The organism is Paenibacillus sp. NPDC101420, assembly GCF_050277435.1.
Lineage (GTDB): Bacteria > Bacillota > Bacilli > Paenibacillales > Paenibacillaceae > Paenibacillus_AQ.
In genome coordinates this window covers 412,716-438,632 of record NZ_JBNNSE010000001.1, presented here as the reverse complement: position 1 = coordinate 438,632, position 25,917 = coordinate 412,716, and the positions used below count along the sequence as shown (strand labels likewise).

28 protein-coding genes are annotated in these 25,917 nt (G+C 40.9%); 21 read left to right on the top strand and 7 right to left on the bottom strand.

The features are described from left to right. Positions 1-15: 15 nt before the first annotated feature. The 4 genes from ACQKMP_RS02030 to ACQKMP_RS02015 all read left to right on the top strand — a co-directional run bounded on the left by ACQKMP_RS02030 (position 16) and on the right by ACQKMP_RS02015 (position 4,477). On the top strand, positions 16-762 hold the full coding sequence (locus ACQKMP_RS02030; protein WP_331281433.1) for a hypothetical protein: 747 nt from the start codon (positions 16-18) through the stop codon (positions 760-762). Between the two features lie 13 nt (positions 763-775). Next, complete coding sequence (locus ACQKMP_RS02025) at positions 776-2,464, top strand: vWA domain-containing protein (protein ID WP_042187594.1); 1,689 nt, start codon at positions 776-778, stop codon at positions 2,462-2,464. A gap of 24 nt (positions 2,465-2,488) precedes the next feature. Then, positions 2,489-3,628 (top strand): toxic anion resistance protein, encoded by a 1,140-nt coding sequence (locus tag ACQKMP_RS02020; RefSeq protein WP_427468743.1) that lies wholly within the window; start codon positions 2,489-2,491, stop codon positions 3,626-3,628. Between the two features lie 126 nt (positions 3,629-3,754). Then, entirely contained in the window at positions 3,755-4,477 is a 723-nt protein-coding gene (locus ACQKMP_RS02015; RefSeq protein ID WP_052404263.1) for a sensor domain-containing protein, read from the top strand. Positions 4,478-4,563: 86 nt separating this feature from the next. Here ACQKMP_RS02015 and ACQKMP_RS02010 read toward each other — a convergent pair whose 3' ends face one another. Next, positions 4,564-5,352: a tyrosine-protein phosphatase gene (locus tag ACQKMP_RS02010; RefSeq protein WP_379421782.1), complete on the bottom strand. Its 789-nt coding sequence runs from the start codon at positions 5,350-5,352 to the stop codon at positions 4,564-4,566. Between the two features lie 232 nt (positions 5,353-5,584). Between ACQKMP_RS02010 and ACQKMP_RS02005 the strand changes: the two genes are divergently transcribed. Continuing rightward, complete coding sequence (locus tag ACQKMP_RS02005; RefSeq protein ID WP_427468742.1) at positions 5,585-6,388, top strand: DUF2785 domain-containing protein; 804 nt, start codon at positions 5,585-5,587, stop codon at positions 6,386-6,388. Between the two features lie 91 nt (positions 6,389-6,479). Here ACQKMP_RS02005 and ACQKMP_RS02000 read toward each other — a convergent pair whose 3' ends face one another. After that, the gene (locus ACQKMP_RS02000; RefSeq protein WP_042187603.1) at positions 6,480-7,208 is read right to left on the bottom strand and encodes an SDR family oxidoreductase; all 729 of its coding nucleotides are present in this window, start codon (positions 7,206-7,208) and stop codon (positions 6,480-6,482) included. A gap of 155 nt (positions 7,209-7,363) precedes the next feature. On the opposite strand from ACQKMP_RS02000, the gene ACQKMP_RS01995 reads away from it, so the two are divergent. From ACQKMP_RS01995 to ACQKMP_RS01980, 4 genes are all read left to right on the top strand, one after another. Beyond that, the gene (locus ACQKMP_RS01995; protein ID WP_042187604.1) at positions 7,364-7,702 is read left to right on the top strand and encodes a winged helix-turn-helix transcriptional regulator; all 339 of its coding nucleotides are present in this window, start codon (positions 7,364-7,366) and stop codon (positions 7,700-7,702) included. An 81-nt stretch (positions 7,703-7,783) separates the two neighbouring features. Further along, on the top strand, positions 7,784-8,176 hold the full coding sequence (locus ACQKMP_RS01990) for a hypothetical protein (protein WP_149644280.1): 393 nt from the start codon (positions 7,784-7,786) through the stop codon (positions 8,174-8,176). 143 nt (positions 8,177-8,319) lie between these two features. Then, entirely contained in the window at positions 8,320-8,682 is a 363-nt protein-coding gene (locus ACQKMP_RS01985; RefSeq protein WP_042187606.1) for a BlaI/MecI/CopY family transcriptional regulator, read from the top strand. 2 nt (positions 8,683-8,684) lie between these two features. Then, entirely contained in the window at positions 8,685-10,754 is a 2,070-nt protein-coding gene (locus tag ACQKMP_RS01980; protein ID WP_427468741.1) for a M56 family metallopeptidase, read from the top strand. Between the two features lie 987 nt (positions 10,755-11,741). On the opposite strand, the gene ACQKMP_RS01975 is transcribed toward ACQKMP_RS01980, so the two are convergent. Continuing rightward, on the bottom strand, positions 11,742-11,876 hold the full coding sequence (locus ACQKMP_RS01975) for a hypothetical protein (RefSeq protein ID WP_339803192.1): 135 nt from the start codon (positions 11,874-11,876) through the stop codon (positions 11,742-11,744). 210 nt (positions 11,877-12,086) lie between these two features. On the opposite strand from ACQKMP_RS01975, the gene ACQKMP_RS01970 reads away from it, so the two are divergent. From ACQKMP_RS01970 to ACQKMP_RS01950, 5 genes are read left to right on the top strand one after another with little or no spacing between them, the layout of a single operon-like run. Beyond that, positions 12,087-13,100 (top strand): ABC transporter substrate-binding protein, encoded by a 1,014-nt coding sequence (locus tag ACQKMP_RS01970; RefSeq protein WP_339803195.1) that lies wholly within the window; start codon positions 12,087-12,089, stop codon positions 13,098-13,100. A gap of 13 nt (positions 13,101-13,113) precedes the next feature. Beyond that, positions 13,114-14,130: an iron ABC transporter permease gene (locus ACQKMP_RS01965; protein WP_341054298.1), complete on the top strand. Its 1,017-nt coding sequence runs from the start codon at positions 13,114-13,116 to the stop codon at positions 14,128-14,130. Further along, positions 14,123-15,160 (top strand): FecCD family ABC transporter permease, encoded by a 1,038-nt coding sequence (locus tag ACQKMP_RS01960; protein WP_231573437.1) that lies wholly within the window; start codon positions 14,123-14,125, stop codon positions 15,158-15,160. The genes ACQKMP_RS01965 and ACQKMP_RS01960 overlap by 8 nt, the downstream gene beginning before the upstream one ends. A 19-nt stretch (positions 15,161-15,179) precedes the next feature. Further along, complete coding sequence (locus tag ACQKMP_RS01955; protein ID WP_427468740.1) at positions 15,180-15,980, top strand: alpha/beta hydrolase; 801 nt, start codon at positions 15,180-15,182, stop codon at positions 15,978-15,980. Between the two features lie 20 nt (positions 15,981-16,000). Beyond that, positions 16,001-16,744 carry an alpha/beta hydrolase gene (locus ACQKMP_RS01950; RefSeq protein ID WP_427468739.1) on the top strand — a complete coding sequence of 248 codons (744 nt, stop codon included), beginning with the start codon at positions 16,001-16,003 and terminating at the stop codon, positions 16,742-16,744. 57 nt (positions 16,745-16,801) lie between these two features. On the opposite strand, the gene ACQKMP_RS01945 is transcribed toward ACQKMP_RS01950, so the two are convergent. Together ACQKMP_RS01945 and ACQKMP_RS01940 are read right to left on the bottom strand one after the other, a co-directional pair. Then, positions 16,802-17,335: an SRPBCC domain-containing protein gene (locus tag ACQKMP_RS01945; protein ID WP_340969101.1), complete on the bottom strand. Its 534-nt coding sequence runs from the start codon at positions 17,333-17,335 to the stop codon at positions 16,802-16,804. Between the two features lie 18 nt (positions 17,336-17,353). Next, the gene (locus tag ACQKMP_RS01940) at positions 17,354-17,686 is read right to left on the bottom strand and encodes an ArsR/SmtB family transcription factor (protein ID WP_341125390.1); all 333 of its coding nucleotides are present in this window, start codon (positions 17,684-17,686) and stop codon (positions 17,354-17,356) included. A gap of 343 nt (positions 17,687-18,029) precedes the next feature. On the opposite strand from ACQKMP_RS01940, the gene ACQKMP_RS01935 reads away from it, so the two are divergent. The 7 genes from ACQKMP_RS01935 (at position 18,030) to mnhG (ending at position 24,623) form a co-directional block, all read left to right on the top strand. Further along, positions 18,030-18,668, top strand: a complete 639-nt coding sequence (locus ACQKMP_RS01935; protein WP_231573438.1) for a universal stress protein — start codon at positions 18,030-18,032, stop codon at positions 18,666-18,668. Between the two features lie 126 nt (positions 18,669-18,794). Next, positions 18,795-21,659 carry a Na+/H+ antiporter subunit A gene (locus ACQKMP_RS01930; RefSeq protein WP_427469200.1) on the top strand — a complete coding sequence of 955 codons (2,865 nt, stop codon included), beginning with the start codon at positions 18,795-18,797 and terminating at the stop codon, positions 21,657-21,659. Continuing rightward, complete coding sequence (locus ACQKMP_RS01925) at positions 21,659-21,997, top strand: Na(+)/H(+) antiporter subunit C (protein WP_076282807.1); 339 nt, start codon at positions 21,659-21,661, stop codon at positions 21,995-21,997. Before ACQKMP_RS01930 ends, ACQKMP_RS01925 begins: the two co-directional genes overlap by 1 nt. After that, entirely contained in the window at positions 21,994-23,472 is a 1,479-nt protein-coding gene (locus ACQKMP_RS01920; protein WP_427468738.1) for a Na+/H+ antiporter subunit D, read from the top strand. The genes ACQKMP_RS01925 and ACQKMP_RS01920 overlap by 4 nt, the downstream gene beginning before the upstream one ends. Before the next feature lie 5 nt (positions 23,473-23,477). Further along, positions 23,478-23,951, top strand: a complete 474-nt coding sequence (locus tag ACQKMP_RS01915; protein WP_042187625.1) for a Na+/H+ antiporter subunit E — start codon at positions 23,478-23,480, stop codon at positions 23,949-23,951. Continuing rightward, the gene (locus tag ACQKMP_RS01910; protein ID WP_042187626.1) at positions 23,951-24,244 is read left to right on the top strand and encodes a Na(+)/H(+) antiporter subunit F1; all 294 of its coding nucleotides are present in this window, start codon (positions 23,951-23,953) and stop codon (positions 24,242-24,244) included. Before ACQKMP_RS01915 ends, ACQKMP_RS01910 begins: the two co-directional genes overlap by 1 nt. Then, entirely contained in the window at positions 24,219-24,623 is a 405-nt protein-coding gene (gene mnhG / locus ACQKMP_RS01905) for a monovalent cation/H(+) antiporter subunit G (protein ID WP_042187627.1), read from the top strand. The genes ACQKMP_RS01910 and mnhG overlap by 26 nt, the downstream gene beginning before the upstream one ends. A 113-nt stretch (positions 24,624-24,736) precedes the next feature. Here the strand turns inward: mnhG and ACQKMP_RS01900 are convergent, their stop codons facing one another. Both ACQKMP_RS01900 and ACQKMP_RS01895 read right to left on the bottom strand, forming a co-directional pair. Further along, positions 24,737-25,114 carry a PilZ domain-containing protein gene (locus ACQKMP_RS01900; RefSeq protein WP_042187629.1) on the bottom strand — a complete coding sequence of 126 codons (378 nt, stop codon included), beginning with the start codon at positions 25,112-25,114 and terminating at the stop codon, positions 24,737-24,739. A 119-nt stretch (positions 25,115-25,233) separates the two neighbouring features. Further along, the gene (locus ACQKMP_RS01895; protein WP_042187630.1) at positions 25,234-25,815 is read right to left on the bottom strand and encodes a TetR/AcrR family transcriptional regulator; all 582 of its coding nucleotides are present in this window, start codon (positions 25,813-25,815) and stop codon (positions 25,234-25,236) included. Positions 25,816-25,917: the final 102 nt, after the last annotated feature.

The window sequence follows — 25,917 nt, the reverse complement described above, 5'->3', positions numbered from 1 at the left end:
GTTAGGGAGGTGTTTATGTTGAACGGTGCGAGATCCGTAAAGCTATTAGGACTTATAGTTGGCGTGGTGTTACTGAATATTATCGTTTTGTCACCAGGGTTATTAGGGGTCGAAATTGGGGGAGTAAGCGTTCTAGAGACTTCCTTTGGCGTGACATTAGTAGTGATCAGTCTTCTTGTTGTCCTTTATGGAAGTTATAATTTGCTGTTTAAAGCTTCGGTGGTTCCACCTGTAAAAGAGATAAAGACGCATGAGGATTATATAGCAGCGCTCACGCAATACAAAAATGTAAAGGTGCTGAAGAAGGACATTACACTGGCTTTGGATCAGGTCATTCGGATGGAAAAGAAGAAAAACACGTTAATGGTTGTCCTTGGTCAGAGATTTGAGCAGTCGGAGCTAAGCTACAAGAAGTTTGGTGCGGTCAGTTATGAAGTAGAGAAGCTTTTCTATCTGAATATCCGAGGGATACTTAATAAGTTAAGTGTTTTTGACGCTTCGGAATTCTCCCTTTTTGCCAGTCAGCAGAGACCTGCGCAGTTCTCGGATAAATTGGTGCAGAAAAAAACAGCGCTATACAATGAATACTTGGCTTATGTAACAGGTTATCTCGGTGCAAACGAAGAGATTTTGCTGAAGTTAGATCAATTACTTCTCGAAATATCGCTATTAGACAGTACGAATTATAAAGATGTTGAAGATATGCCTTGTATGAAGGAGATCGATGAATTGATCAAACAGACGAAATTCTATAAGCAATGAAAGGAAGATGCGAATGGCTAGGAAAGGGAGAACATTTTTAGTCCTCGGAATTATAACAGTGGTAGTTTTTGCTCTTGTGTATTTTGGGATCACCTTAACATCTAATTTAGGTAAAACCACTACTGAGGTTTCGTCAGAAGATGCAGGAAGGCGGCTGGAAAAACTTTATAAAAAAATTAACGTAAATATCGCGGAGCAAGTTAAAGGACAAATCGACCTTGATCCTGTAGCGATTGGTGATTCCTTACCGGATATTTCTAAATTTCCTATATCAGTAACCAATACAACGGATAGCTTTGTCGAAATCTTTTCATCCACAGAGAAATCAGGAACGGGTAATGATGGATGGCTTAATGAAGTGGCGACAGACTTTAATAGTTCCAATATAGAAGTGAACGGATTACCTGTTTCAGTAAAAATTCGCAATATTGCTTCAGGAACAGCGACGGATTACATAAGGTCTGGTAAATATATACCAGATGCGTTTACACCATCCAATGAGTTATGGGGTGAGATGGTAAAAGCGAACGGAATGAATACGCAGCTTATAACCAATCGTCTTATTGGTAATGTAGCCGGTATTGTCACGAATAAAACGAAATATGATGAGTTAGTAGAAAAGTATGGTTCTTTAAACGTTAAGACGATTACTGATGCGATAGCGAATAATGAATTATCTATGGGTTACACAGATCCTTTTGCCAGCTCAACAGGTTTGAACTTTCTTGTGACTGCACTTGGGACGTTTGACAGCTCTGATTTGCTTGGAGAGCAAGCGGTTCAGGGCTTTGAGAAATTCCAAGCGAATGTACCTTTTATCGCATCGACTACTTTACAAATGCGTGATGCGGCTAAAACGGGGAAGCTGGATGCTTTTGTATTAGAGTATCAAATTTACGCAAATGCCCCCGAACTAAAGGGTAGTTATGTATTTACTCCTTTTGGTGTAAGGCATGACAGCCCCCTTTACGCATTAGGTGATCTTCCACAAGAGAAGCTGGACATTATTAAGAAATTCGCGGAGTTTGTTGAACAGGATAAGTATCAGCGTTTGGGTGAGGAAAAAGGTTTTAATGGACTGAATGACTATCATTCGGAGGTTAATCCAGTGGATGGCAGTCTTTTATCCTCGGCTCAAAAGCTGTGGAAGGAGAAGAAAAACGGCAATAAACCCATTGCGGCAGTATTTGTAGCTGATGTCTCAGGTAGCATGAACGGGGAGCCATTAAATCGTTTAAAGCAATCATTATTAACAGGACAGAAGTACTTGGGCAAAGATAATAGTATTGGTTTTGTTTCCTACTCCGATAACGTTACGATAAATCTTCCAATCGGCAAATATGACACGAATCAGCAGTCGATGTTTGTTGGGGCGATAGATAGTCTTCAGGCGAATGGGGGGACAGCGACTTTTGATGGAATTGTGGTGGCACTCAAAATGCTTCAAGACGAAATGAAGATAAACCCGGAAATCAAACCTTTAATCTTTGTATTAAGTGATGGAGAAACGAATGAAGGTCATTCACTGAACGATATCAGGGGCTTAATTGAAACCTATAAAATTCCGATTTACACCATTGGCTACAACGCAAATATTAAAGCACTGGAGAGCATTTCAAGTATTAATGAAGCGGCTAACATCAACGCGGATACAGACGACGTAGTCTATAAAATCGGAAACCTGCTTAATGTTCAAATGTAAGTTACAACTTTTAGGAGGGGTTCTATGTCTTTTACGATGGAAGTGGTAAGTCCGGAGAAATTGAAATCAGCGATTGAAGAACAGGTTAAACCTGAGCCACAGGAAGTAACGCAACTGAAGGAAATGGCGATAACCAATGTCTCGACGATTTTGGAGCTGGATTTAGAATCTTTGGATAAACGAAAAGAAGTGCTGCAATCCATAGACAGCTTCGGGATGAGCACCATGAGATCGTCTTCAGACAAGAACTCTCTTTTGCAAGTTTCTGTAGGGAATTTATCAAAAACAGGGGATGAAGGCGGGCAAGTAGCTAAAGGATTAACGGAACTAAACCTCCAGTTGAAAGATTTAGACCCAAGTGCAGTGGATTTTGCCAAAAGTGGTCTTCTAGGGAAGTTCTTTAACCCATTGCGGAGTTATTTTGCGAAGTATCAAAAAGCAGATGCTATAATCTCAGATATTATCATTTCTTTAGATAAAGGCAAAACCGTATTGAAAAATGATAACACTACATTAGAGTTTGAGCAGCAATCGCTTAGAGAGCTCACTAAAAAACTGCAGAAAGAAATTCAGCTGGGAATGCTGATGGATCAGGAGATTGAGGCTCAGCTAGATGCAGCCAAGTTACGTAATGAGTCTGAAGAAAGAGTAAAGTTCATAACGGAGGAGGTGTTGTTTCCTCTGCGGCAGCGTGTGATGGATCTGCAACAGATGCTGGTAGTAAATCAGCAGGGAATTATGGCGATTGAAGTGGTTATACGAAATAATAAAGAGCTAATTAGAGGGGTGGACAGAGCTAGAAATGTTACGGTTTCTGCCCTGAAAATCTCCGTTACGGTGGCCAGTGCACTTTATAATCAACGAATTGTTTTGAAAAAGATTGAACTCCTAAATCAAACAACCAACACGCTAATAAGCGGCACCTCAAAAATGTTGAAAGATCAGGGGGCGGCGATCCATAAGCAATCCCTAGAATCTAGCATTTCAGTAGATACTTTAAAACAGGCATTTACAGATGTGCTATCCGCTTTAGATTCGATAAGTACGTATAAGCAGGAAGCTCTTCCTAAAATGCGTGAAACCATTAACCAGTTCAGAGAGCTGGCAGATAGCGGAGAACAGCAGATCGTGCGGCTCGAGAAGGGGAATAAGCTGGGCTTGTAGCTATTTCCAGTCTAAACCCATCCTAGCCTTTAGTCTGGTAAGACTCCGGTCCTAAGACTGTTTTGAGCCTTCTCTTTCTCACGTATAATGAGATTAATTGATAACGTGAGAGGAAGGACATAAGAAATGAACGATAAGTTGTATACAATGCCGATCGGAGCGGTAGATTCCATGCAGATTCCCGTAGAATCGAAATCACAATCTAAACCAGGCAAACGTCGATCAAGTCCCAAGACCTATCGGAGTATGTTGTATTTTATAATCTCTTTGCCGATTACGATTGTATATTTCGTGTTTATGGTGACAGGATTAGCATTATCTATTGCTTTAACACCAATTTTCATCGGTATACCCTTGTTTTTCGCAGTAGCTAAAGGGTTAGATTACATTGTGAAATTTGAGCAAGAGCTAGTAAGATCACTACTGGATATTCCTAGACCGAGTGAAGAGCGCAGAACGGATATGAAGCAAGAGGGAGCGGGCTTCCTGCAACGCATGAAGTTAGGTTTTGATGGTGCAAAGTTTGCACGTAACATCATGCTGATTATGGGACGATTCGTATCCAGCATTATCTTCTTCTCACTAACGATAACTGTGGTAGCGGCTGCGCTAGGTCTGATCACACTACCTGTGCTACATCAGATTTTCTTGCAAACGATGGATTTGAACATTTTGGAGAATAGTGTGTTTGCCTTATTTAATATCGACTGGACATTATCTCAGCAATACATTTCCTATGTTGTAGCGGGACTCGTCGTTTCTGTGATCGCTACTTGGGTGATTAAATCGTTGATGGATGTACAGCGTAGAATGTTGTTTGTATCCTACGAGGAAGAACGTCAGTATTAATTGGAAAGAAGCGTAGCTCTTAAAGAGCTACGCTTCTTATACTTTTATCGCTATCTTAATGAATTAGTCCATAGCTCAATAAGTTGTTAAGCTTCTAAACAGTAGGCTTGTAGCTGCTTGCGCTTATCAGCAGTCATGCCGAATTCCTGTTCGAGGAAAATCTCTACACTTTTATAACGCGCGTCAATGGCAGAGAAAATGGCTTCCATGAATTCTCTGCGTAATATAAGCGCAGCCATAACAGTATCGACTTCCTTCGGTGACAGATGCTGTGAGGCTTGCTTTTTTATTTGTTCATTCAAAGGACCCAGTGTCTGATTGGAGAGCAAATAGTCTTCTATAATCGTCTCTCTTGGAACCCCAAGTGCTAGGAAGATGAATGCTGATCCTACGCCAGTGCGGTCTCTTCCGCCGGCACAATGATGCAGGATACTGAATTCATCTGGAAGCATAATGGTTGCCATAAGTCGCTTAAAGGAAGGGTTATTAAAGGCCATATCCAAATACATATTAACCAAGAAGTCTGTCGTAAAATGTTCAAGGAATCCAGAACGAACCACATCTCTCATGTCTCCAGGCACCTCTTGTTTTAGCGCAGGTACACAAATGTTATTAACTCCTGGAATGACTGGATCTGGTTTTAAACGAATTTCTTCTATTCCCCGATAATCAAATATGGTCTTAATTCCAAGTGATTTAAAGAGCTTTATATCTTGATCGCTCATTCCTGTTAATTCGGCTGATCGAAAAAACAAACCGTATTTGACTCTACGGCCATCTGAGGTGGTGTATCCCCCCATATCTCGGAAATTGAGGACGCCTTTAAAGGGGAGAACACGACGCTTAGAATCTGTTGTTTCTAGTTTCTGGTTCATTTTCGTACCACCTTTGGTTGGTTATTGAATAGGCTATTCTAAAATGTAGAAAGGGTGTCGCGTAACAATAAAAGTTTGCCCTTAATACTATATATAGTACCATGATAAATGCCGACAACCCGAAAGGATAGTGTGACATTTTATAAACTAATATCTCTGTTAATTGTCGCGTTATTACGCTGTATACGGAAAAATTCTAGTAGGAGTGTGTAAAATGAATTTATAAGAAAAGTTGATAGTAATAAAAGAAAATGGCTACCAAGCACCTCCCGATACATTCCAGTTGATACAAGAAATGATACATAACATCGGTTCTGTGGATGCCGAGCTGCGTGATGACCTGATTTATACAATCTTATCACACTGGATTCCTGGTAATTCTCTAACTGCAAATGAACTAGAACAACTTCTTCCAGTTATTTTGGATCATAACCATTTGCATTTTAAGCTTGGTGAAACAAATACAGACTCTGTCTTTACTCGATCTTTCTCAATGCTAGTCATACCACTCGTCTTAGAGAGACATAGAGAATCACCATTTCTCTCAAGAGAGCAAATTCATCAGATAAAAGAGAAAGTATTTTATAATGTACAAGAAGAGCGAGATTACCGCGGGTATGATGAAGAAAAAGGCTGGGCTCATGCTATAGCCCATGCAGCAGATGCTTTAGACGATTTAGCTCAATGTTCCGAACTGGATAACAATGACCTCATAACGATTCTCCATTTGGTTTATGAAAAGATGATCATAACAGATCGAATTTACTCCGATGGGGAAGATGAGAGAATGGTAAGACCCATAATTAGTGTTTTAAATAGAAAAATACTTAGTCAGACTTATGTAGAGCAATGGATTCAAAGTTTTGGTGATGTGGAGAAAAATCCAGAGTTTCTTCCTGCCTTTAGGCAAAAAAATAATATAAAGAACTTTCTGAAAAGTTTATACTTTCGAGTTAAATTTTATAAAGTAGATACCGATCTCTGCCCAACTATCGAGCATACATTATATAAAGTGGAAAAAGTATACTATTCCTAATTAAGAAAAAAGTTAGGTACGGATTCAGGCGCTTACATAGGATTATGTTTATTAAAAAAAGCCCAAAAGATATATGGGCTTTTTTTGTTTCTTATCGCAAAATATAACCCCCATCAGGAAATAGGGTGCTTCCCGTAGTATAGTTATTAGTCATCAAATAAATGGTTGTATGTGCTGCTTCGTCGGCATGTCCTACCCTGCCAAGGATATTCATATTCGTATATTCATCATAAGACTTGTCTCTAGTTTCTTGTTCTGCTCCTACCCAATTAAAGTTGGTATGAATGGTGCCTGGGGAGATGACATTTACTCGAATCGGAGCTAACTCAACAGCCAATGCTTTTCCTAGACTCTCAATCGCGCCGTTACAAGCTGCATAGGAGGCACCGTCTGCAAGAGGTCGTTGGCTGAATGCGCCAGACATCAGAACAATAGAGCCGGTTGGACTTATATATGGGATCGCGCATTTCACAGCATTATATTGAGGCCAGAACTTTGCATTAAAGCAGCTATGCGCAATCTCTAAGCTTGAAGTAATCGGTCCTCTAACATAAGAGGCGCCGGGAGTGAACAAATGATCGAAGTTGCCGATTTTTTCAAAAAAAGACTTTAAGTCTTCTTCATTTTGATTATCAAGCGAATGAGTTTCGGTAGATTCGAACCCTAGAATTTGTTGAGCTTTTTCTAATTTATCTTGTGAACGCCCAGCGATTATGACATATGCGCCTTGTTCAAGCGCTTGTTTGGCAGTCGCGAGCCCTATTCCGGAGCTTCCTCCGATAATGACAATTCGCTGGTTTTTTAATGAAATACTGGACATTTTTATCTACTCCGTTCATAGTTAAATGGACTTTTAAGTTCTGTTTTTTATTATTAGGTATAAAAGAAATTCTGCACAGTACGCACTTTTTTCGTACTAGGTACGATTGTTCGTACTAGCTGTGAAATAGAATAACTATCGAAAGAGATGATCACATGGATTTACTTGAGCCGAGATTGGCCGGAGTGCTTACAACGCTTGATAAGATCGGTGGAAAGTGGAAGCCGCTCATTTTATTTATTTTATTGATAGATGGTACCAAACGATTTGGCGAACTGCGACGGATCATTCCAGATGTCTCTCAAGGGACATTAACGAAGCAACTACGGGAGCTTGAAGAGGATCAACTTATCGATCGTGTGATTTTTCATGAGCTTCCATTGAGGGTGGAATATAGTATTTCAGAACATGGCAAATCACTAATTACTGTTTTGGATAGCATGTGTGGCTGGGGAAGGATGCATCAGGAGTATTTAAATAATACAAATAAGTAAGGGGCGGACATTATTATAAATACTATTTTGCAGGACCCAACGGGTCAGGCCTATAAGACGCTGATACAGGTAGCTATGGAAGTGTGTGATGAATTTATTTTGGTCAAACGGGATCAGATGGAGTTAGAGTCAGAAGGATATGAACTATTGGAACGGTTACAGCCTTTTCTCAAAGAGATCGTCAAAGATGATTATTGGCCGGGAACTCGGCTTATGGGACATTATGCAGATGTTTATTATTTTAGATGTTCACCGGATGCGGTCGATATCCTACTATCCTATTCTACGAGCTTGTACTCATGGGTGCAGACTAGAGTGCCCGATGATCTTTGTTTTTTAAGACAGGGGCAACCGTGGTTAATCAATACAGCTCATGAGCGAGAAAGCCATATTGTAACTGATGTAGAAGAGGTGCTTAACAGACTAGAAGAGAGCGGACTATTGTTCCGTGACTTATCTGTGTTTTATCCTTAATAAAGATAACAATGAGGCGATGTTTGCAAAGACATAGTCTCTTTTTTTGTACTGGAAATTTTTGTAGACAAAACGGTCTACAAGTTGTAAACTCTAATTCAAATGGAAGGTCTAGGAATTGTAGACCAACGGGAGGCACAAGGTTGAAGGATCTCAGACTGACCGAAATGGAAGGTAGATTTGCGGAATTAATATGGGATCATGAACCGATTCCGTCAGGGAATCTGGTGAAGTTATGTGAATCCGAGCTCAACTGGAAGAAATCTACGACGTATACGATGTTAAAAAGACTTGAAGCTAAAGAGATTTTTAAAAATGATAATGGTGTGGTAGGTTCTCTTATCAAAAAGGATGACTTTTATGCGGAGCAGAGCAAGGCGTTTGTGAAGGAAACCTTCGGCGGTTCGTTACCCAAATTTTTGGCTGCTTTCACAAAGAGCCGGAAATTAAGCGACAGCGAAATTGATGATGTTCTAAGACTAATCCATGAGCATAAGGAGGAGTAACGGTGGAACAGCTGTTTGAACAACTTTTAAACATGAGCATTACGGGAAGTTATGTGATTGTGTTTATCATCGTGGCACGGCTGTTCTTAAGAAAAGTTCCCAAAATATTCTCCTATGCCTTATGGTCTGTGGTTTTGATCCGACTCCTGTGTCCGTTCTCGATTGAGAGTATATTTAGTTTTATCCCATCTGAAGTACAGAACTCACCTCTAAATAAGCTATACACACAAACGCCTCAAATCCAAAATGTAATCAACACATCCGAGCAAGCCGTAAATAATATATCAGCCGTACCTATCTCCTCTTCACCTGCTGCACCAAGTGGTATAATCCCTTCAAATCCTTCAGATGCGTGGATTAACATAGGCCAATATATATGGTTGATCGGGATTGGGCTGCTGCTCATCTACAGCATTGCTGCCACTGTTCGACTTTCACGAAACTTAAGAGCCGCAACCCCTCTTTTCGAAAATGTATATGAACATAACGGCATCTCCACACCTTTTGTATTCGGCTTCCTTAAGCCTAGAATATACCTTCCAAACTGTCTGTCCGATCATGAAAAAGCTTATATCATCAAACACGAGCAAGTGCACATACACAGATGCGACCACATCATAAAACCTCTCGCGTTCGCTGTTCTGTGTATACATTGGTTTAATCCAGTGGTTTGGCTTGCTTTTTATCTGATGAGTGATGATATGGAGAAATCCTGTGACGAAAGCGTCATAAGACAGATGGGCAGCGGAATCAAAAAAGAATATTCGACCTCACTCTTGTCCTTATCTACTGGAAGACGATTTATTAGCGGTTCACCGCTTGCCTTTGGAGAGAGCAACACGAAAGGGCGGATAAAAAATATTTTAAATTACAAAAAACCAGCCTTTTGGGTTGTTTTAGTCGCAATCATAGTCGTGGCTGCGCTGTGTGTCGGACTCATAAGTAATCCGAAAAATGATCCATTAACCGTAAAGGATTATGCCGAGCAATTTATGGAGCAGAACATTACGAACTATGAGAATAGTACAAATGTTAAGATGGTTGACAGTAAAATTACTAAGCTTGAAAAAATAGCGTCATTCGACGATCTGTTTGCAACACCCTTGCAAATTTGGAGTTTAGAATATCGCTTGAAACCGGATGATCCAGCTAAGCTGAAGATGACGGAAAATGTGGTTGATGGATTTATCACCGAAGAAGGAAGCATGGGAAAACCGATACTTATTTTTTCCATTATGAATTCAACACCACAATATTTGGGCGTAATCAGGAGTGGAGAGAATGACATATCCACACCAGCCGGTCAGGAAATTGCAGTGCGTGTGTTTCTTGAAGCAAACCATCACCTTCCGCATGAAACTTATAGTGGGAAGCATATTCTAGTGAAATTCCCCTTAACGACAGGCGAAACAAGCCAACTGTTGTTATCCCAACCTGTTATTCAAGGAGATTCAGGAATTTGGAGCGTAGAACGCTGGAAGGATTCGAATGGAAATGAATATTACAATACACCTCAAACTGATGTTATGATAGCTGAATATTATGCCCGTCTGCAGACATTAGCTGATCAGGGGGAGGAGCCAGCACTACTTGATCCTTTACAGGTCGCCATGAATTATATAAGCAATGATATTGGAATGGGTCAGCATGTTAAGCTGGATCAGCTTGTGGTGGACTATGAGGCTACAGCTGATGATTTTGCGATCACACCCGAGAGTATATTAATGGGCTATGTTTTTAATCTTAGCCTGGAGAATCATTCCTTTGATTTTGATAACATTGAATGGCTAACAATGGAGGATTCCGCTCGCTTTAAAGGGTTGAATATTAATCCAGATGAGGATATGCCCAATGGATTTTATATCCTCAACAAATATACGTATACCGATCCATTAGAGGTTACAGAGGATACGAGATATTCTATAGTTGATGCTAATACGGGTGCTCTAAAAGAATTAAGCAAGCAGGAGTTTATTGAATATTTCAAGCAATATACTGATTTTGTGCCCCCGTGTGTGATTACTAAAAAAGACGGATATGTCACCAGCATTGCTGAGAAATATATGCCGTAATTTATATGCTGATGAAAAAGTTGAATTTATATTTAAGCGCAGAAGAACCCGCACTTGGTGCGGGTTCTTCTGCATGTGTATCGGCGCTGGCTCGTTTACGTTACTGCCGGCACATTGTATTTGGTTTTTCGCATACATTTGGCTCGTTTACGTTAGTGTCGGCACATTGTATTCGGTTTTTCGCATACATTTGTCTTATTTACGTTACCTTCGGCACAATGTATTCGGTTTTTCGCATACATTTGTCTTATTTACGTTACCGTCGGCACAATGTATTCGGTTTTTCGCATACATTTGTCTTATTTACGTTAGCTTCTGCACAATGTATTCGGTTTTTCACATACATTTGTCTTATTACGTTAGCGTCGGCACATTGTATTCGGTTTTTCGCATACATTTGTCTTATTTACGTTAGTTTCTGCACAATGTATTCGGTTTTTCACATACATTTGGCTTATTTACGTTAGCTTCTGCACATTGTATTCGGTTTTTCGCATACATTTGTTTTATTTACGTTACTGTCGGCACATTGTATTCGGTTTTTCGCATACATTTGGCTTATTACGTTACCTTCGGCAAATTGTATTCGGTTTTAAGCATACATTTGTCTTATTTACGTTACTGTCGGCACATTGTATTCGGTTTTTCGCATACAATTGGCTCGTTTAGGTTACCTTCGGCACAATGTATTCGGTTTTTCGCATACAATTGGCTCCTTTACGTTAGCGTCGGCACATTGTATTCGGTTTTTCGCATACATTTGTCCGTAAGCTCGACTAAAACATGTATTTTAAGGATTTAAGGTTCGCTCGGTCCGTCATCCCAAAGAGGCGTGTGCTTAATTAAAAACAGGGCTCCCCATGGCCAACAGTTGAATATAGGCCCATCCCTTGAGTTCATTTCACATTTCTCCGCAATCTAGAAATTTTAAAAATTCTATTATAGCAAGCATAAACGCCTTCGGTGTTCTTAATAGGATGGTAGAGTCTAGGCCACTGGCAGACCCAACTGTTTACGAAACTTATTCCGAACTACGACAGAGAGTGCATCTAGCACGACAAACTTTGCCAGAGCGTACGCCTCTTGAAGACCAACCTGCATTAGATGCAGTACATGTGACACGGATGCACCGCCAGCTCCATTTCCTTTTTTAACAATTACGTCATCTGCGGAAATTTCTCCCTTTATAATGATCTGACAATTTACAAAATTTCATATATTTAAAGAAATCTATTGATAATTATTCTCATATGATTTAATATGATAACGATTCTCATTATCATTACTTTGCTATAAAGAATGATAAATAAAATATAGATGGGGAGATAGAAAATGAATCAGAAAAAAGTTTTATTAGCAGGGGTATCAGCGGTTTTAGCTTTGAGTTTGGCGGCTTGCGGTAACAATGAAAAGGATAACGCAGCTTCAAAAAGTGCAAATAATGCAGCGGTAGCAGCTGAGGGAAATGCAAATAACAAAGGAAATGCGGCTCAGGAGGCAGTTGCCACTGAACAAACCATTACATATCTAGGTAAGGATTATGTTGTACCTACAGAGATTCACAATATCGTAGCTGCAAGTCTGGAATCTATGGAAGATGCTGCAATTCTAGGAGTGAAACCTGTAGGCGTGCTAGCCATAGCAAATGCCATTCCAGCTTATTTATCAACTGAATTAGCGGGTGCATCTTTAGTGGGGGATAAATTTGCTCCAAGTAATGAGGCGATCTTGCAGCTAGATCCAGATGTTATTTTAGGGTCTTCCAAGTTTGGTGAAGATGTGTCGGGTGCGCTTAATAAAATTCAAACGATGATTCCTTATTCACATATATCAACGAATTGGAAAGATAATCTGCTTTTACTAGGTCAAATATCCGGAAAGACCTCAGAAGCAGAAAAGATTATTAGCGATTATGAAGCAAAAGCTGCTAGTGCAAAGGCTGACATTGGAGAAAAGTTGAAAGATAAATCAATTCTAGTTATTCGTATTCGTGAGGGTAGTATGTGTGTGTACCCAGCGGGTGTTTACCTGAATCCGGTTATTTACGAAGATTTAGGTGCTACCATTCCCGAAGTAATAACAACTACTAAAGCTCAAGCTGAGCTTTCACTAGAAGCTTTAGCGGAAATTAATCCGGACTATATTTTCTTGCAGTTTGAGACCAGCGAGAATACGGATAATGCAACGGCACTTGATGATTTACTTAAGAATCCGATCTTCAAAAGCGTAAATGCAGTCAAAAACAATCATGTCTTTGTAAATGCAATTGATCCGTTGGCGCAAGGTGGTACAGCTTGGTCTAAAGTAAGATTCCTGGATGCTGCAATTGAAAATCTCTTGAAGTAAAACCGAAGGTGCGATGAATAAGATGAATACAAAAAATTGGAAAGTTATATTGATCCTATCAACTTCTCCATTATTCATCGTATTAGCAATGGTTGTATCCGTCTTATATGGTGTTAAGGATATTGGAATAGTAACAATCTGGCAGGCGATTACACACTTCGATGCAAATAATGTGGACCACAACATTATTATGACATCTAGATTACCGCGTGTAATCGCCGCTTTATTAGTTGGAGCGGCTCTAGCTGTTTCAGGGGCGTTAATGCAAGGCGTTACACGGAATTATCTTGCATCACCATCGATTATGGGAGTAAATGACGGATCGGCATTTGTTATTACGTTGGCTATGGTGTTTTATCCTGGATTATCGAATGTTCATATGATTCTTTTATCCATGGTGGGTTCCGCTATCGGAGCGGGTTTGGTTTTCGGATTTGGCTCATTGGTCAAAAACGGCTTATCTCCAGTCAGACTAGCCATTATTGGTACTGTAATTGGTACATTTTTAAGTAGTATTGCCTCAGCAGTAGCAATGTTTTTTCAAGTCTCACAAAATGTTAGCGTTTGGTATAGCTCGAAAATACATACTGTAAATCCAGATATGCTAATATTGTCCATTCCTTTTATAATCGTTGGTCTGCTCTTGGCAGTTAGTATTTCTAAATCTGTAATGGTTGCCTCCCTAGGGGATGAAACGGCAATTAGCTTGGGTCAACGAACAAAATGGGTGAAAATCATCAGTATTTTATCTGTTGTATGTCTGACCGGGACAGCAGTGGCCTTAGTAGGTAAGATTGCCTTTGTAGGTCTAATCATTCCTCATATTACACGTTTTATCGTTGGTATCGACTATCGTTTCATCATTCCTTGCTCAGCAGTCATTGGGGCTGTTTTTTTAGCATTTTGTGATGTCTTAAGCCGGTATATTAACTTTCCGTTTGAGACGCCAATTGGCGTTGTGACAGCCTTTATTGGAATCCCGTTCTTCCTTTATTTAATTCGGGTTAAAGGGGGAGAGCAACGTGGATAGAGGCAGAATACAGTTTAGTCGCTATATATTGACGCTACTAGCTTTTATCCTGCTAACACTTGTGGCGGGGTATTTTCATCTAACGAATGGCGCTTTTGATATGTCTGTCATGGATGTGATAAAAACGCTGCTGCGAATAGATCCCAATCCTAAATTTGACCTGGTTATTTTTCAATTTCGACTACCACGGATCATTATTGCGTCATTAGTAGGCATAGGTCTGGGGATGGCTGGAACGGTCATTCAAGGTATTACCCGAAACGGACTGGCTGATCCAGGTATCCTTGGGATTAATGCCGGTGCCGGAGCTGCCATCGTTGCATTTATGTTTTTCTTTCAGATGTCAGGGGTTACTTTTTTTAAAGAAAGCTGGTTTTCGATACTAGCCATGCCTCTCTTTGGTTTTGTGGGGGGGCTTGCCGCAGTTGTGGTTATCTTTATTTTCTCTTGGCGGAATGGTGCACTTGATATGCAACGTTTGATATTGACAGGGATCGCGATAAGCAGTGGTTTTGGCGCGTTGTCGTTGTATCTTTCTTTAAAAATGAATGCAAGTGATTATGAAATGGCTGCGGTATGGAGTGTCGGAAGTATTTACAGCGCGAATTGGACTTATATCATAATGATCACACCTTGGGTACTGATTTTAGGATTTGTGATGTATCGAAAAAGCTATTTGCTCAATTATTTTCAATTGGAGGATTCCAGCACAAAAAGCTTGGGGATCTCCGTAGAAAAAGAAAAGCTAATCTTTCTGTTATGCAGTGTGGGGATTGTAAGTGTCTGTGTATCTGTATCCGGTTCTATAGGTTTTATAGGATTGATGGCTCCTCACATCGCCAGAAGATTAGTAGGGATTAATCACCGCTATATTATGTTATCCAGTGCAGTGGTTGGGATGTTCTTGCTTGTGATCTCGGATTATTTTGCCAAAACATTATTTCAGCCAGCAGAGTTGCCTGTGGGAATAGTCGTTTCCATTATTGGCATTCCCTATTTCTTATATTTATTAGCCAAGTCAAGAGTGTAGGGGAGAGTGAGCAGCACATATGTCAACACAAGTTGAACTCGAACGCACAGAATCATGGAAGCTAGAATCTCAGTATATGGGCTACACGTATGATATAAAGGTCTCAATTCCGAGAGAAGAGGCCCCTGAGAATGGATTTCCCGTCTATTACATGCTCGATGGTAATTCATATTTTCAATTGGGCCGGGATGTCGTGAAATTGCAGTCAAGAAATGCGCCGAAAACTTTGATTGCACCAGCCATCGTGATTGGCATTGGGCATTATGGTTCGGATGATGAGGTCTCCAAAAGAAGATTTTATGATTTCACGCCTCCTGCGAAGCAGTATGTATATCCGGATCGATTGAAAAATGCTGACATAGGACCACATGGTGGTGCTGAAAAGTTCCTATCTTTTTTAGAGTTAGAGTTAATGCCCCTGGTCTCTGAAAAATATAATATCGATCAGCATAAGCAAGTTTTGTTTGGTCACTCATTAAGCGGGTTGTTTGTCCTCTGGACGCTGTTCACTCGTGCCGAGCTATTCCAGTATTATTTGGCCTCTAGCCCCTCGATTTGGTGGAATGATCATGAAATCTTGGCGTATGCGGAGGCGTTTTATAAGAAGGGTCAAACGATAAGATCCGAGAAAAGAAAGCTATTGATCACAGTGGGCAGTGAAGAGGCGTTTATGGTCGATGATGCTAAAGGATTATTTTCAAAATTGTGTGAGTATTCTTTGTCTGATTTGCAGGTTGAGCATTACATAGCGCCAGATGAAAACCACGCGTCAGTAGTACCGACCATCATGAGCAGAGCGTTCCGTATGTTGAATTGTTAAGGAAGGGGCTATGATGCAGGATGATGTTAGGAAAAATTACTGCTTTTGAACATATGGGGCGACAAATTATCGTGTATCTCCCTAAAGCATATCATTTGTTTACTGAGCGAAGCTTCCCGGCGGTTTTCTTACAGGATGGCGATTTCTTGTTCAAAGAGTCGATTGCTGATATAGAAAGGGATGTGGAGGAGGGGATTACAGAGCCGGTTATTTTTATCGGGATTGATTCTCAGCTTCGTAATGATGAATATACACCTTGGGAAATGCCTGCACTTTTTAAGGATTGGTCCTTTGGGGGCAAGGGGGATGATTATTTGGATTACGTATATAAGGAACTGGTCCCGCATATAATTCGTTCCTTTCGCATCTCTCATGAGCCGGGCAAATTGGCATTAGGCGGTGTATCACTAGGTGGGTTAATAAGTATGTACGCGATGTACAAGACAGAGTCTGTTTTTGATAATTTTATATTCATATCCGCGTCTGTGTGGTTTAAAGATTTTATACATTATATGGAGACTTCAAGGTTAGATAGGGAATGCAAAGTCTATATGTATGTAGGTGAAGAGGAAGGTATCCAGAAGACTAATGCACAAAAGGACATGGTGCCTAATAGTAAACGTGCTTTTGATATTTTAAAAGAGAAGATAGATGGAGCTGATCAGCGGGTGATGTTTGAGACAGATCCATTAGGCACGCATAATGACACGTTTTTTCTGCAATATTTTCCGAGTAGCATCAGGTTCTTATTTCCCGCAAAATGAATAAAAGGACGAGCAGGAGAGAGTATCCTTGCATCGTCCTATTTATCTTATCTTCTCTTAGCTATGCTTCTGTATATTCTCAAGATGTACGTCCAAATTATCAAAGGTTTGTGAAATACCCGGTAGCATCCCCATATCAATCACTTGTTGTAACGCTTCTGGAGAAGCGTATTTACCGGTGTTAACCAGCTTCGTTTGACCATCCAGCTCGATAAAATCTAGTTGGACTAGTGTCTCGGGCAGATCTTTTGAAATATTACCTTCGGCATCTGAGAACCCGTCCGTGTAAATAATTTGCTCTGGAATCGAAATTTCCCCATAAATTGCCTTACCCCAAGACTCCATACCGTAGAAATCTCCCTGACTCTTATCCTCGCACTTCATGCAATAATGCCAAGTACCTCCTGGACGGAAATCGACATGGCATACGGGAAGTGTCCAACCTTTTGGCCCCCACCAATGCTTCAAATGCTCAGCCTCAGAAAAAGCTTTAAAAACTAGCTCACGTGGAGCTTTAAAAATACGCTCTAATATTAGAGTGCTGCCTTCAACTTTGGATACTAGTTGGTTGGTTTGGTTAGAATTTGTCATTGGATAAATCCTCCTCGTTTACTTTTCATTATCTAATTCCTTGCTTTGTAGCTTCTGCAAATAATCATCCAGTCGATCGTAGCGTTCCTCCCACATATGACGGTAGGATTCTAACCAAGTGTCTAATTCCTTAAAAGGGTCAGGGCGGAGCTTGCAAATGCGCCGATTAGCAACAGCTTGAACTTCAATAAGGCCTGCATCACTGAGAACACGCAAATGCTTGGACGCTTGAGGCTGACGCAACTGAAGACTTTCTGCGATCTCTCCAACGGTTAGGGGATTCTCGCGTAATAGTTCAACGATCTGCATACGATTAGGCTCTGCTAAAGCACTCATTACGTTAGTATTCATAAACAATCATCACTTCGATTCATTGATTTGATTCGGATTTCATATGACGGGCCATGATGGAGCGACTCAACAGGCCTACTTCCTTGTATTTCCTGTTTGCATTTACAATATACCATTAAGTGAATATTCCTGTAAAGGGATATTTAAAATTTTCATTGTATGATAACTTCAAAAGAAGGGCATAGTACAATCATTACGTAGAAATATGTTCCATGATAACCATTAAACTTTACAAAAAACATAGGAATAGATATAATTAAGTATAACTTATCGGTTTTAGATTTACGCAAGGGGCCTAACGCCAGTAGGCTCCTTTTGTATTTCTTGGCCATGTTACAGGAGGGTGAAGGTCATACACAATGAAAAGATTATGGTTTGTGTTCATTATGGTCCGCATGGGGAGCGTTTAATCCGGCGTGGTGTGCAACTATCTGAAATAATAGGGGCCCCATTGTTTGTATTAAATGTCGATAGTTCGGACAATGATGAATATAATCAGAGCAAAGAAATGTATATGACGGTTTGGAAACGTCTTGCCGATGAAGCTGGCGCAGAATTTATCATTCGGAAACGTGAAGGCCGAAAAACAACTGATATTATTGTAGAAGTAGCTGAAAAGAATGAGGTTACACAGATCGTAATTGGACAATCTGCTCAGACTCGATGGCAGGAGCTTACCAAACGCAATTTCATCAATGAACTCATTGGTAAAATGAAAATGATGGATCTGCATGTAGTTGCCGTTCAACGGATGCGCGCCGGGCTGGAAGAAACCCATGAGGAAGGCGTAATCGCCTACCTGGTCAAAATCGGGGATGAGTATCAGCTCAGTGATGAACCTAAGGGTGAGTATTCACTTAAAGGAAAGTTCTTTCACGAATTACACACAGAATTTGAGAACGGTTTATTCAGAATTGAGCAAGAGGATGGAAAGGCTAGATATTTGCATATTTGTGATGGCACATTGACCGATTCTTTATAATCGGCGTGCCCTTATCTTCATGAGGGCCTATTATTAAGGGCCCTTCCAATCATATGATCTTTGGCTTTTGGTAAAAAAGTAAGTACTAAAGTTCACAACTTGATAAGCTCAAGTGGAAAAGGAGGACTGCCTTTGCTGCATGTAATCATACTTGTTCCGTTTCTAATGGCCTTAGTAATCGCACTTTTGACCAAGAGAGCATCCAACCTTCATAGAGGATGGCTTGTTTTCCCCGGTTCACTCGCTTTGTTTGTATATTTTTTAACCCGGATTCCCGTTATTAAGGGAGGGGATTTGGGATATGAAACCGTTTCATGGATTCCTTCCCTAGGCATTGATTTGGTTTTCCATCTGGATGGATTAAGTTTACTGTTCGCTTTGTTAATCACTGGAATGGGTAGTCTTGTAATTATCTATTCGATTTATTATCTAGACAAGCGAAAAGAAGCGTTGACCCCTTTTTATATTTATTTAATGTTGTTTATGGGAGCGATGCTTGGCGTTGTGCTCTCGGATAACTTGATGGTGCTATACGGTTTTTGGGAATTAACAAGTGTCTCGTCATTTCTGCTGATTGCTTTCTGGCATCGGCGGCAAAAATCGCGGTATGGTGCTCTTAAATCTATGTTGATTACCGTATTTGGTGGTTTAGCGATGTTTGCCGGCTTTTTAATGCTGTATGTGATGACAGGCACCTTTAGTATTCGGGAAATTTGGAGCGAGGTTGGCGATATTAGTGGGCATGCGTTGTTTATTCCAGCGATGCTATTAATTCTATTAGGTGCATTCACCAAATCAGCGCAGTTCCCGTTCCATATCTGGCTGCCGGATGCCATGGAGGCACCGACACCCGTCAGCGCATATCTTCACTCAGCAACGATGGTTAAAGCTGGATTGTATCTTGTCGCCCGTTTCAGCCCTATTTTTGCGGGGCAATATGAGTGGTTCTGGGTTGTGTCAGGCGTCGGTTTGATCACCTTGATTTATGGCTCTATCCAGGCGATGAAGCAGACGGACCTGAAGGCTCTATTAGCCTATTCAACGATTAGTCAACTTGGACTGATTATGGGATTGCTAGGAATGGGATCGGCAGCGGCATTTTATGCAGGGGAAGATTCAGTCTTTTACACTGCTGCAACAACAGCGGCTATCTTTCACCTTATTAACCATGCCATCTTTAAAGGCTCTTTGTTTATGATGGTCGGTATAGTTGACCATGAGACGGGTACCCGCGATCTGCGAAAGCTGGGCGGACTGATTTCCATTATGCCGGTTACCTTTACGGTAGCGATGATCGGCAGTTTCTCCATGGCTGGTTTGCCGCCATTTTCAGGATTTTTAAGTAAAGAGATGTTTTTTACAGCTGTCCTGAATATCCGAAACTTGGATATATTCTCTATTCCCTCGTTGTTTACGCTCTTCCCGGTTTTGGCCTGGATTGCCAGCGTGTTTACTTTTGCATACAGTATGATTTTGGTATTCCACACTTTTTTCGGAAAATATCAGCCTGAGAAGCTGGACAAAAAACCGCATGAAGCCCCATTTGGACTTCTGCTTGCCCCGTGCCTGCTAGCAGTGCTGTCTATATTTATCGGTTTTTTCCCGAATATATTATCTAATACACTTATTATCCCTGCAATGAATGCTATTCACCCTATCTTGCAGACCGGGGAACCTTTTGTTGTTAATATCCATTTCTGGCACGGCTTTACACCAGAAGTATGGATGACACTTGGTGTTGTGATTCTTGGTATTACTGTATACCGAATCTATGGCCGCTTAAGTCTGGTCGATAAAGAATGGGGCAGTGGCTACACTTTAAATCAAGTCTATGACGGAGTAATCCGGCTGGTTGAGAAATTGTCTAGATGGGTGACTGGTTCTTATATGACTGGTTCCATGAGACATTATTTAATGTATATTTTTTCCTTCTTGATCGTAACGATTTGCGGTGTGGTCTGGTATTCAGATGGAATTACACTTGGTACGACTGAGTATACTCCTTTTTCTTTGTTTGAGGTTATTGCTGTAATGGTTTTGCTTCTAGGTGCTTTAGCTATTCCGTTTGTGCGTTCCAGAATAACAGCCATTTTGTTAACAGGAATGGTTGGTTATATGGTTACTTTGCTCTTTGTTCTGTTCAGAGCTCCTGATCTGGCGCTTACGCAAATGATTGTTGAAGTGGTATCTGTTACATTGTTCCTATTATGTTTCAGGCATTTGCCTAGGCTGGAAAAAGAGAAGCTCAAACCTCGTGCGCATTTCCTGAAACTAATTATTTCCATCGGGATGGGCGTAACGATGACATTGGTTGCACTTGCTGCTTTAGGCAGTAGTCCGTTCGAATCCATCTCGAAATATTATGTGGAGAATAGCTATACTTTGGGTGGCGGTAAAAATATTGTCAATGTTCTGCTCGTTGATTTCCGCGGCTTTGATACCATGTTTGAAATAACAGTACTAGGCCTTGCCTCACTTGCTATTTATTCCATGATCAAGCTGCAGTTGGATGGAGAGGGTACAGCAGACCAACTGAAGAGGGTTGTTCCCTATAATAAGCCTCGTTATTCCCGAAGTGATGATGTGTTACTGCAAGCGGTAGCTAAAGTAGCATTCGTTATCATTCTGATATTTTCGTTGTTTTTGTTTTTTGCCGGTCATAATAATCCGGGAGGCGGATTTATTGGGGCTTTGATGGCATCTGCAGGTTTGGTGCTACTTGCTATTACTTTTGGGATGGATATGGTTGAGAAGGTGCTGCCTATTAATTATCGTAAGTTAATTGCGATCGGGATTTCGATTGCTTTTCTTACCGGGGTTGGCTCATTTATATTCGACGTACCCTTCCTGAGCCAAAATTTTGGGTATTTCCAATTGCCGCTTATGGGCAAAACAGAATTAACCACTGCAATGTTCTTTGATCTTGGTGTTTATCTAGCTGTTATTGGTGTCACTATGAATATCATACTTACGATCGGGAGGGATAGCTAATGGAGCTTGTTGTTGCCTTGGCGATCGGCGTATTGTTTACCGTAGGTGTTTATCTAGTCCTTTCCAAAAGCTTGCTACGCATCCTGCTGGGTACTAATTTAATTACCCATGGTGTTCATTTACTGCTACTGACAATGTCGGGTCTCAAGACAGGTGCTCCACCTTTGCTAGGTGAAAAAGCGGAGGCGTATGTAGATCCGTTACCGCAGGCGCTCATTTTGACCTCTATTGTAATTAGTTTTGGAGTAACAGCATTCTTCATTGTTTTGGCATACCGGACTTACCGTTCGACGGGCACGGATGATGTGGAAGGAACCAAGGAGGAGAGACAACAATGAACAACTTGCTAGTGCTGCCTCTGCTGATTCCGGCCTTTACGGCAGTTATACTGATTTTTCTAAAAGACCGAGTGGATCTGCAACGTATTATCAGTGCCGTCAGTGTGTTTTTAAATATATTGGTTTCTGGCATCATTGTGTACCAGGTAAGTACAAAGGGCATCCAGACCCTATATATGGGTGGATGGCTTCCACCTTATGGCATTGTGTTTGTTGCCGATATGTTTGCGGCCTTACTTGTGCTAGTCGGTGCTATTGTTGGTGCGGCATGTCTGTTTTTTTCCTTCGCCAGCATTGGGGAAGAAAGAGAAAGGTTTTATTACTATCCGTTTTTCCATTTTCTATTAACTGGGGTATTTGGCTCCTTTCTCACCGGAGATTTGTTTAATTTGTTCGTCTGCTTTGAGGTCCTGTTAGTTGCCTCGTACGCTTTAATTGTACTTGGTGGCTCCAAAGGTCAACTGAGAGAGACGTTAAAATATGTATTAGTTAACGTGATTTCCTCTTCCTTGTTTGTAGCAACGCTTGCTTATTTATATGCCGCGACAGGAACACTGAATATGGCACATCTATCTATGCGTGTAGCAGAGGCGGGACAAGGCGGTGTAATGAACGTCATTGCGGTCCTGCTGCTGATCGTATTTTCGATAAAGGCAGGTTTGTTGCTCTTTTTCTGGCTTCCGGATTCTTATAGTGCACCACCTGTGGCTGTTAGAGCACTGTTTGGAGCATTGTTAACGAAAGTGGGATTGTATGCCATTACACGTACCTTTACATTGATTTTTATTCAAGAACCGGGACTCACCCATTCACTGATTGCCTGGATGGCGGGAGCGACGATGATCCTTGGTGCAATCGGTGCACTGGCTTACAACGATCTGGGGCGGATTTTTAATTATAATATCATCATCAGTGTTGGATTTATTGCTTTTGGGATTTCTGTCGCGACTCAGGATTCGTTAAATGGTGTAGTGTTTTATTTAATGCATGACATGGTTGCCAAAGCATTATTATTTTTCCTGGGCGGGATGATTATCTCAGCATCGGGCACCGACCGCTTAAAAGAAATGGGTGGTTTAATCCGACGCTATCCGTGGACCGGCTGGATGTTCTTCGTACTGACTTTGGCGTTGGTTGGTGTTCCACCACTTAGTGGTTTCGCTGGAAAAGTGATGATGGTGCGTAGCGGATTTGGACAGAATCATGTGGCTCTGGCACTAATTGCACTTGCATCAAGCTTCATAGTGTTATATTCCTTGATCAAGGTATTCCAGCAGGTATTCTGGGGTGGCGAGAAAAGGGAAGAACAAGTCAAACCGCTTCATTATAAAGCTATGATGGCACCGGCAGCTGTTCTGTTCGCGATTGTAATTCTGATGGGTGTAGGTGCTGAGACGGTAAACGGATATGTCAGCCAAGCCGGAGCCGTACTGGCCGATCCAGCATTATACATTAACGCTGTCATGAAGGAGTAGATACTATGGCTTTTCAACTATTATTGAATTTCATGATAGCATTCCTGTGGATGTTTCTGCACAATGATTGGACTGGGCCACGTTTCGTCATTGGTTTCCTGCTCGGTATACTCATTCTGCTCGGAATGCGACGCTTTTGGCCCAGGTTATATCTTGGAAAAGTGTGGGCGATCATTAAGCTAATCCTGTTGCTGCTGCGGGAGCTGGTCGTTTCTAGTTATGTAGTGGTAAAAGCCGTTCTAAGACCGGAGCTTAATATACGTCCAGCTATCCTCAAATATACTACAGAGCTGAAATCAGATTGGGAAGTGGCAACGTTAATCACGATGCTCTGCCTCACTCCTGGATCGGTGGTGCTTGAAGTGTCGGATGATAATCGGACATTGTATATTCACGCAATGGATGTTGATGACCCTGCACAGTTCAGGGCAAATATCCGTGATACCTTTGAGCGAGCGATACTGGAGGTGACCCGCTAATGATTCATTTTATTCTTATGCTATCCATTACGATCATGGCTTTAGCTATAGGCGTATGTGCTTGGCGTTTGGTGAAAGGACCTTCTTTACCTGACCGAGTCGCTGCACTAGATACGATTGGAATTAATCTGCTAGCAATGGTGGCCGTGTTATCTGTCTTTCTCCAAACGCAGGCTTTTATAGAAATTATTTTGTTGATTGGAATTCTTTCCTTTATTGGAACGACAGCCTTTGCCAGATATATCGAAAAGGGAGTGGTGCTAGAAAATGGAAATGATCAAGACTACAGGTGAGTTGCTGTTTGCCTTGTTAATTCTTACAGGGGCATTGCTTAGCGCCGTTAGTGCTATTGGTTTGATACGGCTACCTGATGTTTATCTAAGATCACATGCTGCCGCGAAGAGTGCCACTCTCGGTGTGTTATGTGTCTTAGTTGGGGCATTTCTATATTTTGCATTTTTTCAGAATCATATTAGTGCAAAGCTATTACTAGGAATTGTCTTTGTATTTATAACTGCACCTTTATCCGCCCACCTAACAGGTAGAGCGGCATATCGCTCCGGTGTTCCTCATTGGGATCGAAGAATTCAGGATGATTTAAAAGAGGTGCTGGAGAAAGAGCAAGTTATACCAGTAACCCCTGAACGAGATATACCTCAAGAACAAAGGTAGAAGTGTTAGGAATTATCTTGATTTTCAATAACAGCAGCAAAAACTGTAACAAACCCGCGTCTACACGCGGGTTTGTTTTTTTATTAATGGAGTACTATTCTTTTGTTAACATCTCAACGAACCAATATTTTACCTTCTCCAGCGAGCCTGCGTAGCACCCTCGGAAGACACTCAATGTCAGCTTCAGGTATGTCTAATTGAATACCGTAATGGAAACAGTCCTGCTGTTCTCTATTCCATTTTAGAATTCCTTCTAAGTAAATAGATTCATCCGTAAGATTCATTTCCATACCAATCCGTACCAGGTTATTTTCTGGATTAATGTTGAGGGGTAACGATAAGTGGCAGCCTGTTCGACTGATGTTGAACAGTACAGCTCTTACAGGCTTAGAAGGAACCTGGATTCCGTTAATACTAAGAATATGAAGATCAAGGGTTACAGGTTCTTTAAGGGTATATCGAAAAGGTTCAGTTCTGCGATTAGTGTTCATATGCTCCTCCATACTTTTCCATCTACTATAAATTATCGACAGGAAAACAGGATTAGTGAAGAGTTATTAAACATATTAAAGTTTCAAAGTTACAAAAGCTGCATATCTAATTTTTGATTTTATCGTAACAATGTAAGTATTTCTTTTACAGAATTATCTACAAATGATCTTTCAGGACGGGATTTCATGATCACAGTAAGTCCAATTAATGATATGACTAGTGTCTGCGCTAAACTTTTTGCGTTAATAGTTGAATCAAGCTCACCTGAGCGCAAACCCCGATCAATCGTTTCTTGAAATATTACCGAGAGATACATCTGGTGTTCTCTTGTCAGGAGCTCAAATTTCTCATCGTGGGGTGAAAGTTCAACCATCGAATTAATGCAAAAGCATCCCCAGTTCGGATGTTGTCCATATTCTTTTGTCACTATATTTTCGAAAAAGTCACGGAATGCCTCTTTAACAGAAGAATTGTTTTGAAGCTTGTTACGAACATAGGCAGCATGAGAACTCGTATATTTCCGCAACGCAGCTTCAAATAGTCCTTTTTTATCCCCGAAGGTAGAGTAGATGCTAGGCCGCTGAATACCCATTCTTGATGTCAGGTCGCTTAAAGAGGTAGCCTCGAACCCTTTTTCCCAAAATACTTGCATAGCTGCATCCAATGCTTTTTCCTCATCAAATTCACGTGGTCGAGCCATACTAACTCCCTCTTTTCATATCGAACGGTATGATATTATTTTATGGTTTGAATATTATTATGTCAATAAGAAATGAACGTATAAATAGTCGGATTCTAATTT

Excerpts from the sequence above, each read along its gene's own strand:
- ACQKMP_RS01965 (WP_341054298.1), top strand. The coding sequence starts at position 13,114 with ATGAATAAGATGAATACAAAAAATTGGAAAGTTATATTGATCCTATCA.
- ACQKMP_RS01895 (WP_042187630.1), bottom strand. The coding sequence starts at position 25,815 with ATGGCTCGACCACGTGAATTTGATGAGGAAAAAGCATTGGATGCAGCT.
- ACQKMP_RS02030 (WP_331281433.1), top strand. The coding sequence starts at position 16 with ATGTTGAACGGTGCGAGATCCGTAAAGCTATTAGGACTTATAGTTGGC.
- ACQKMP_RS01945 (WP_340969101.1), bottom strand. The coding sequence starts at position 17,335 with ATGACAAATTCTAACCAAACCAACCAACTAGTATCCAAAGTTGAAGGC.
- ACQKMP_RS01925 (WP_076282807.1), top strand. The coding sequence starts at position 21,659 with ATGGAGCTTGTTGTTGCCTTGGCGATCGGCGTATTGTTTACCGTAGGT.
- ACQKMP_RS02020 (WP_427468743.1), top strand. The coding sequence starts at position 2,489 with ATGTCTTTTACGATGGAAGTGGTAAGTCCGGAGAAATTGAAATCAGCG.
- ACQKMP_RS01915 (WP_042187625.1), top strand. The coding sequence starts at position 23,478 with ATGGCTTTTCAACTATTATTGAATTTCATGATAGCATTCCTGTGGATG.
- ACQKMP_RS01910 (WP_042187626.1), top strand. The coding sequence starts at position 23,951 with ATGATTCATTTTATTCTTATGCTATCCATTACGATCATGGCTTTAGCT.
- ACQKMP_RS02025 (WP_042187594.1), top strand. The coding sequence starts at position 776 with ATGGCTAGGAAAGGGAGAACATTTTTAGTCCTCGGAATTATAACAGTG.
- ACQKMP_RS01995 (WP_042187604.1), top strand. The coding sequence starts at position 7,364 with ATGGATTTACTTGAGCCGAGATTGGCCGGAGTGCTTACAACGCTTGAT.
- ACQKMP_RS02000 (WP_042187603.1), bottom strand. The coding sequence starts at position 7,208 with ATGTCCAGTATTTCATTAAAAAACCAGCGAATTGTCATTATCGGAGGA.
- ACQKMP_RS02015 (WP_052404263.1), top strand. The coding sequence starts at position 3,755 with ATGAACGATAAGTTGTATACAATGCCGATCGGAGCGGTAGATTCCATG.
- ACQKMP_RS01970 (WP_339803195.1), top strand. The coding sequence starts at position 12,087 with ATGAATCAGAAAAAAGTTTTATTAGCAGGGGTATCAGCGGTTTTAGCT.
- ACQKMP_RS01950 (WP_427468739.1), top strand. The coding sequence starts at position 16,001 with ATGATGTTAGGAAAAATTACTGCTTTTGAACATATGGGGCGACAAATT.
- ACQKMP_RS01955 (WP_427468740.1), top strand. The coding sequence starts at position 15,180 with ATGTCAACACAAGTTGAACTCGAACGCACAGAATCATGGAAGCTAGAA.
- ACQKMP_RS02010 (WP_379421782.1), bottom strand. The coding sequence starts at position 5,352 with ATGAACCAGAAACTAGAAACAACAGATTCTAAGCGTCGTGTTCTCCCC.
- ACQKMP_RS01940 (WP_341125390.1), bottom strand. The coding sequence starts at position 17,686 with ATGAATACTAACGTAATGAGTGCTTTAGCAGAGCCTAATCGTATGCAG.
- mnhG (WP_042187627.1), top strand. The coding sequence starts at position 24,219 with ATGGAAATGATCAAGACTACAGGTGAGTTGCTGTTTGCCTTGTTAATT.
- ACQKMP_RS01920 (WP_427468738.1), top strand. The coding sequence starts at position 21,994 with ATGAACAACTTGCTAGTGCTGCCTCTGCTGATTCCGGCCTTTACGGCA.
- ACQKMP_RS01900 (WP_042187629.1), bottom strand. The coding sequence starts at position 25,114 with ATGAACACTAATCGCAGAACTGAACCTTTTCGATATACCCTTAAAGAA.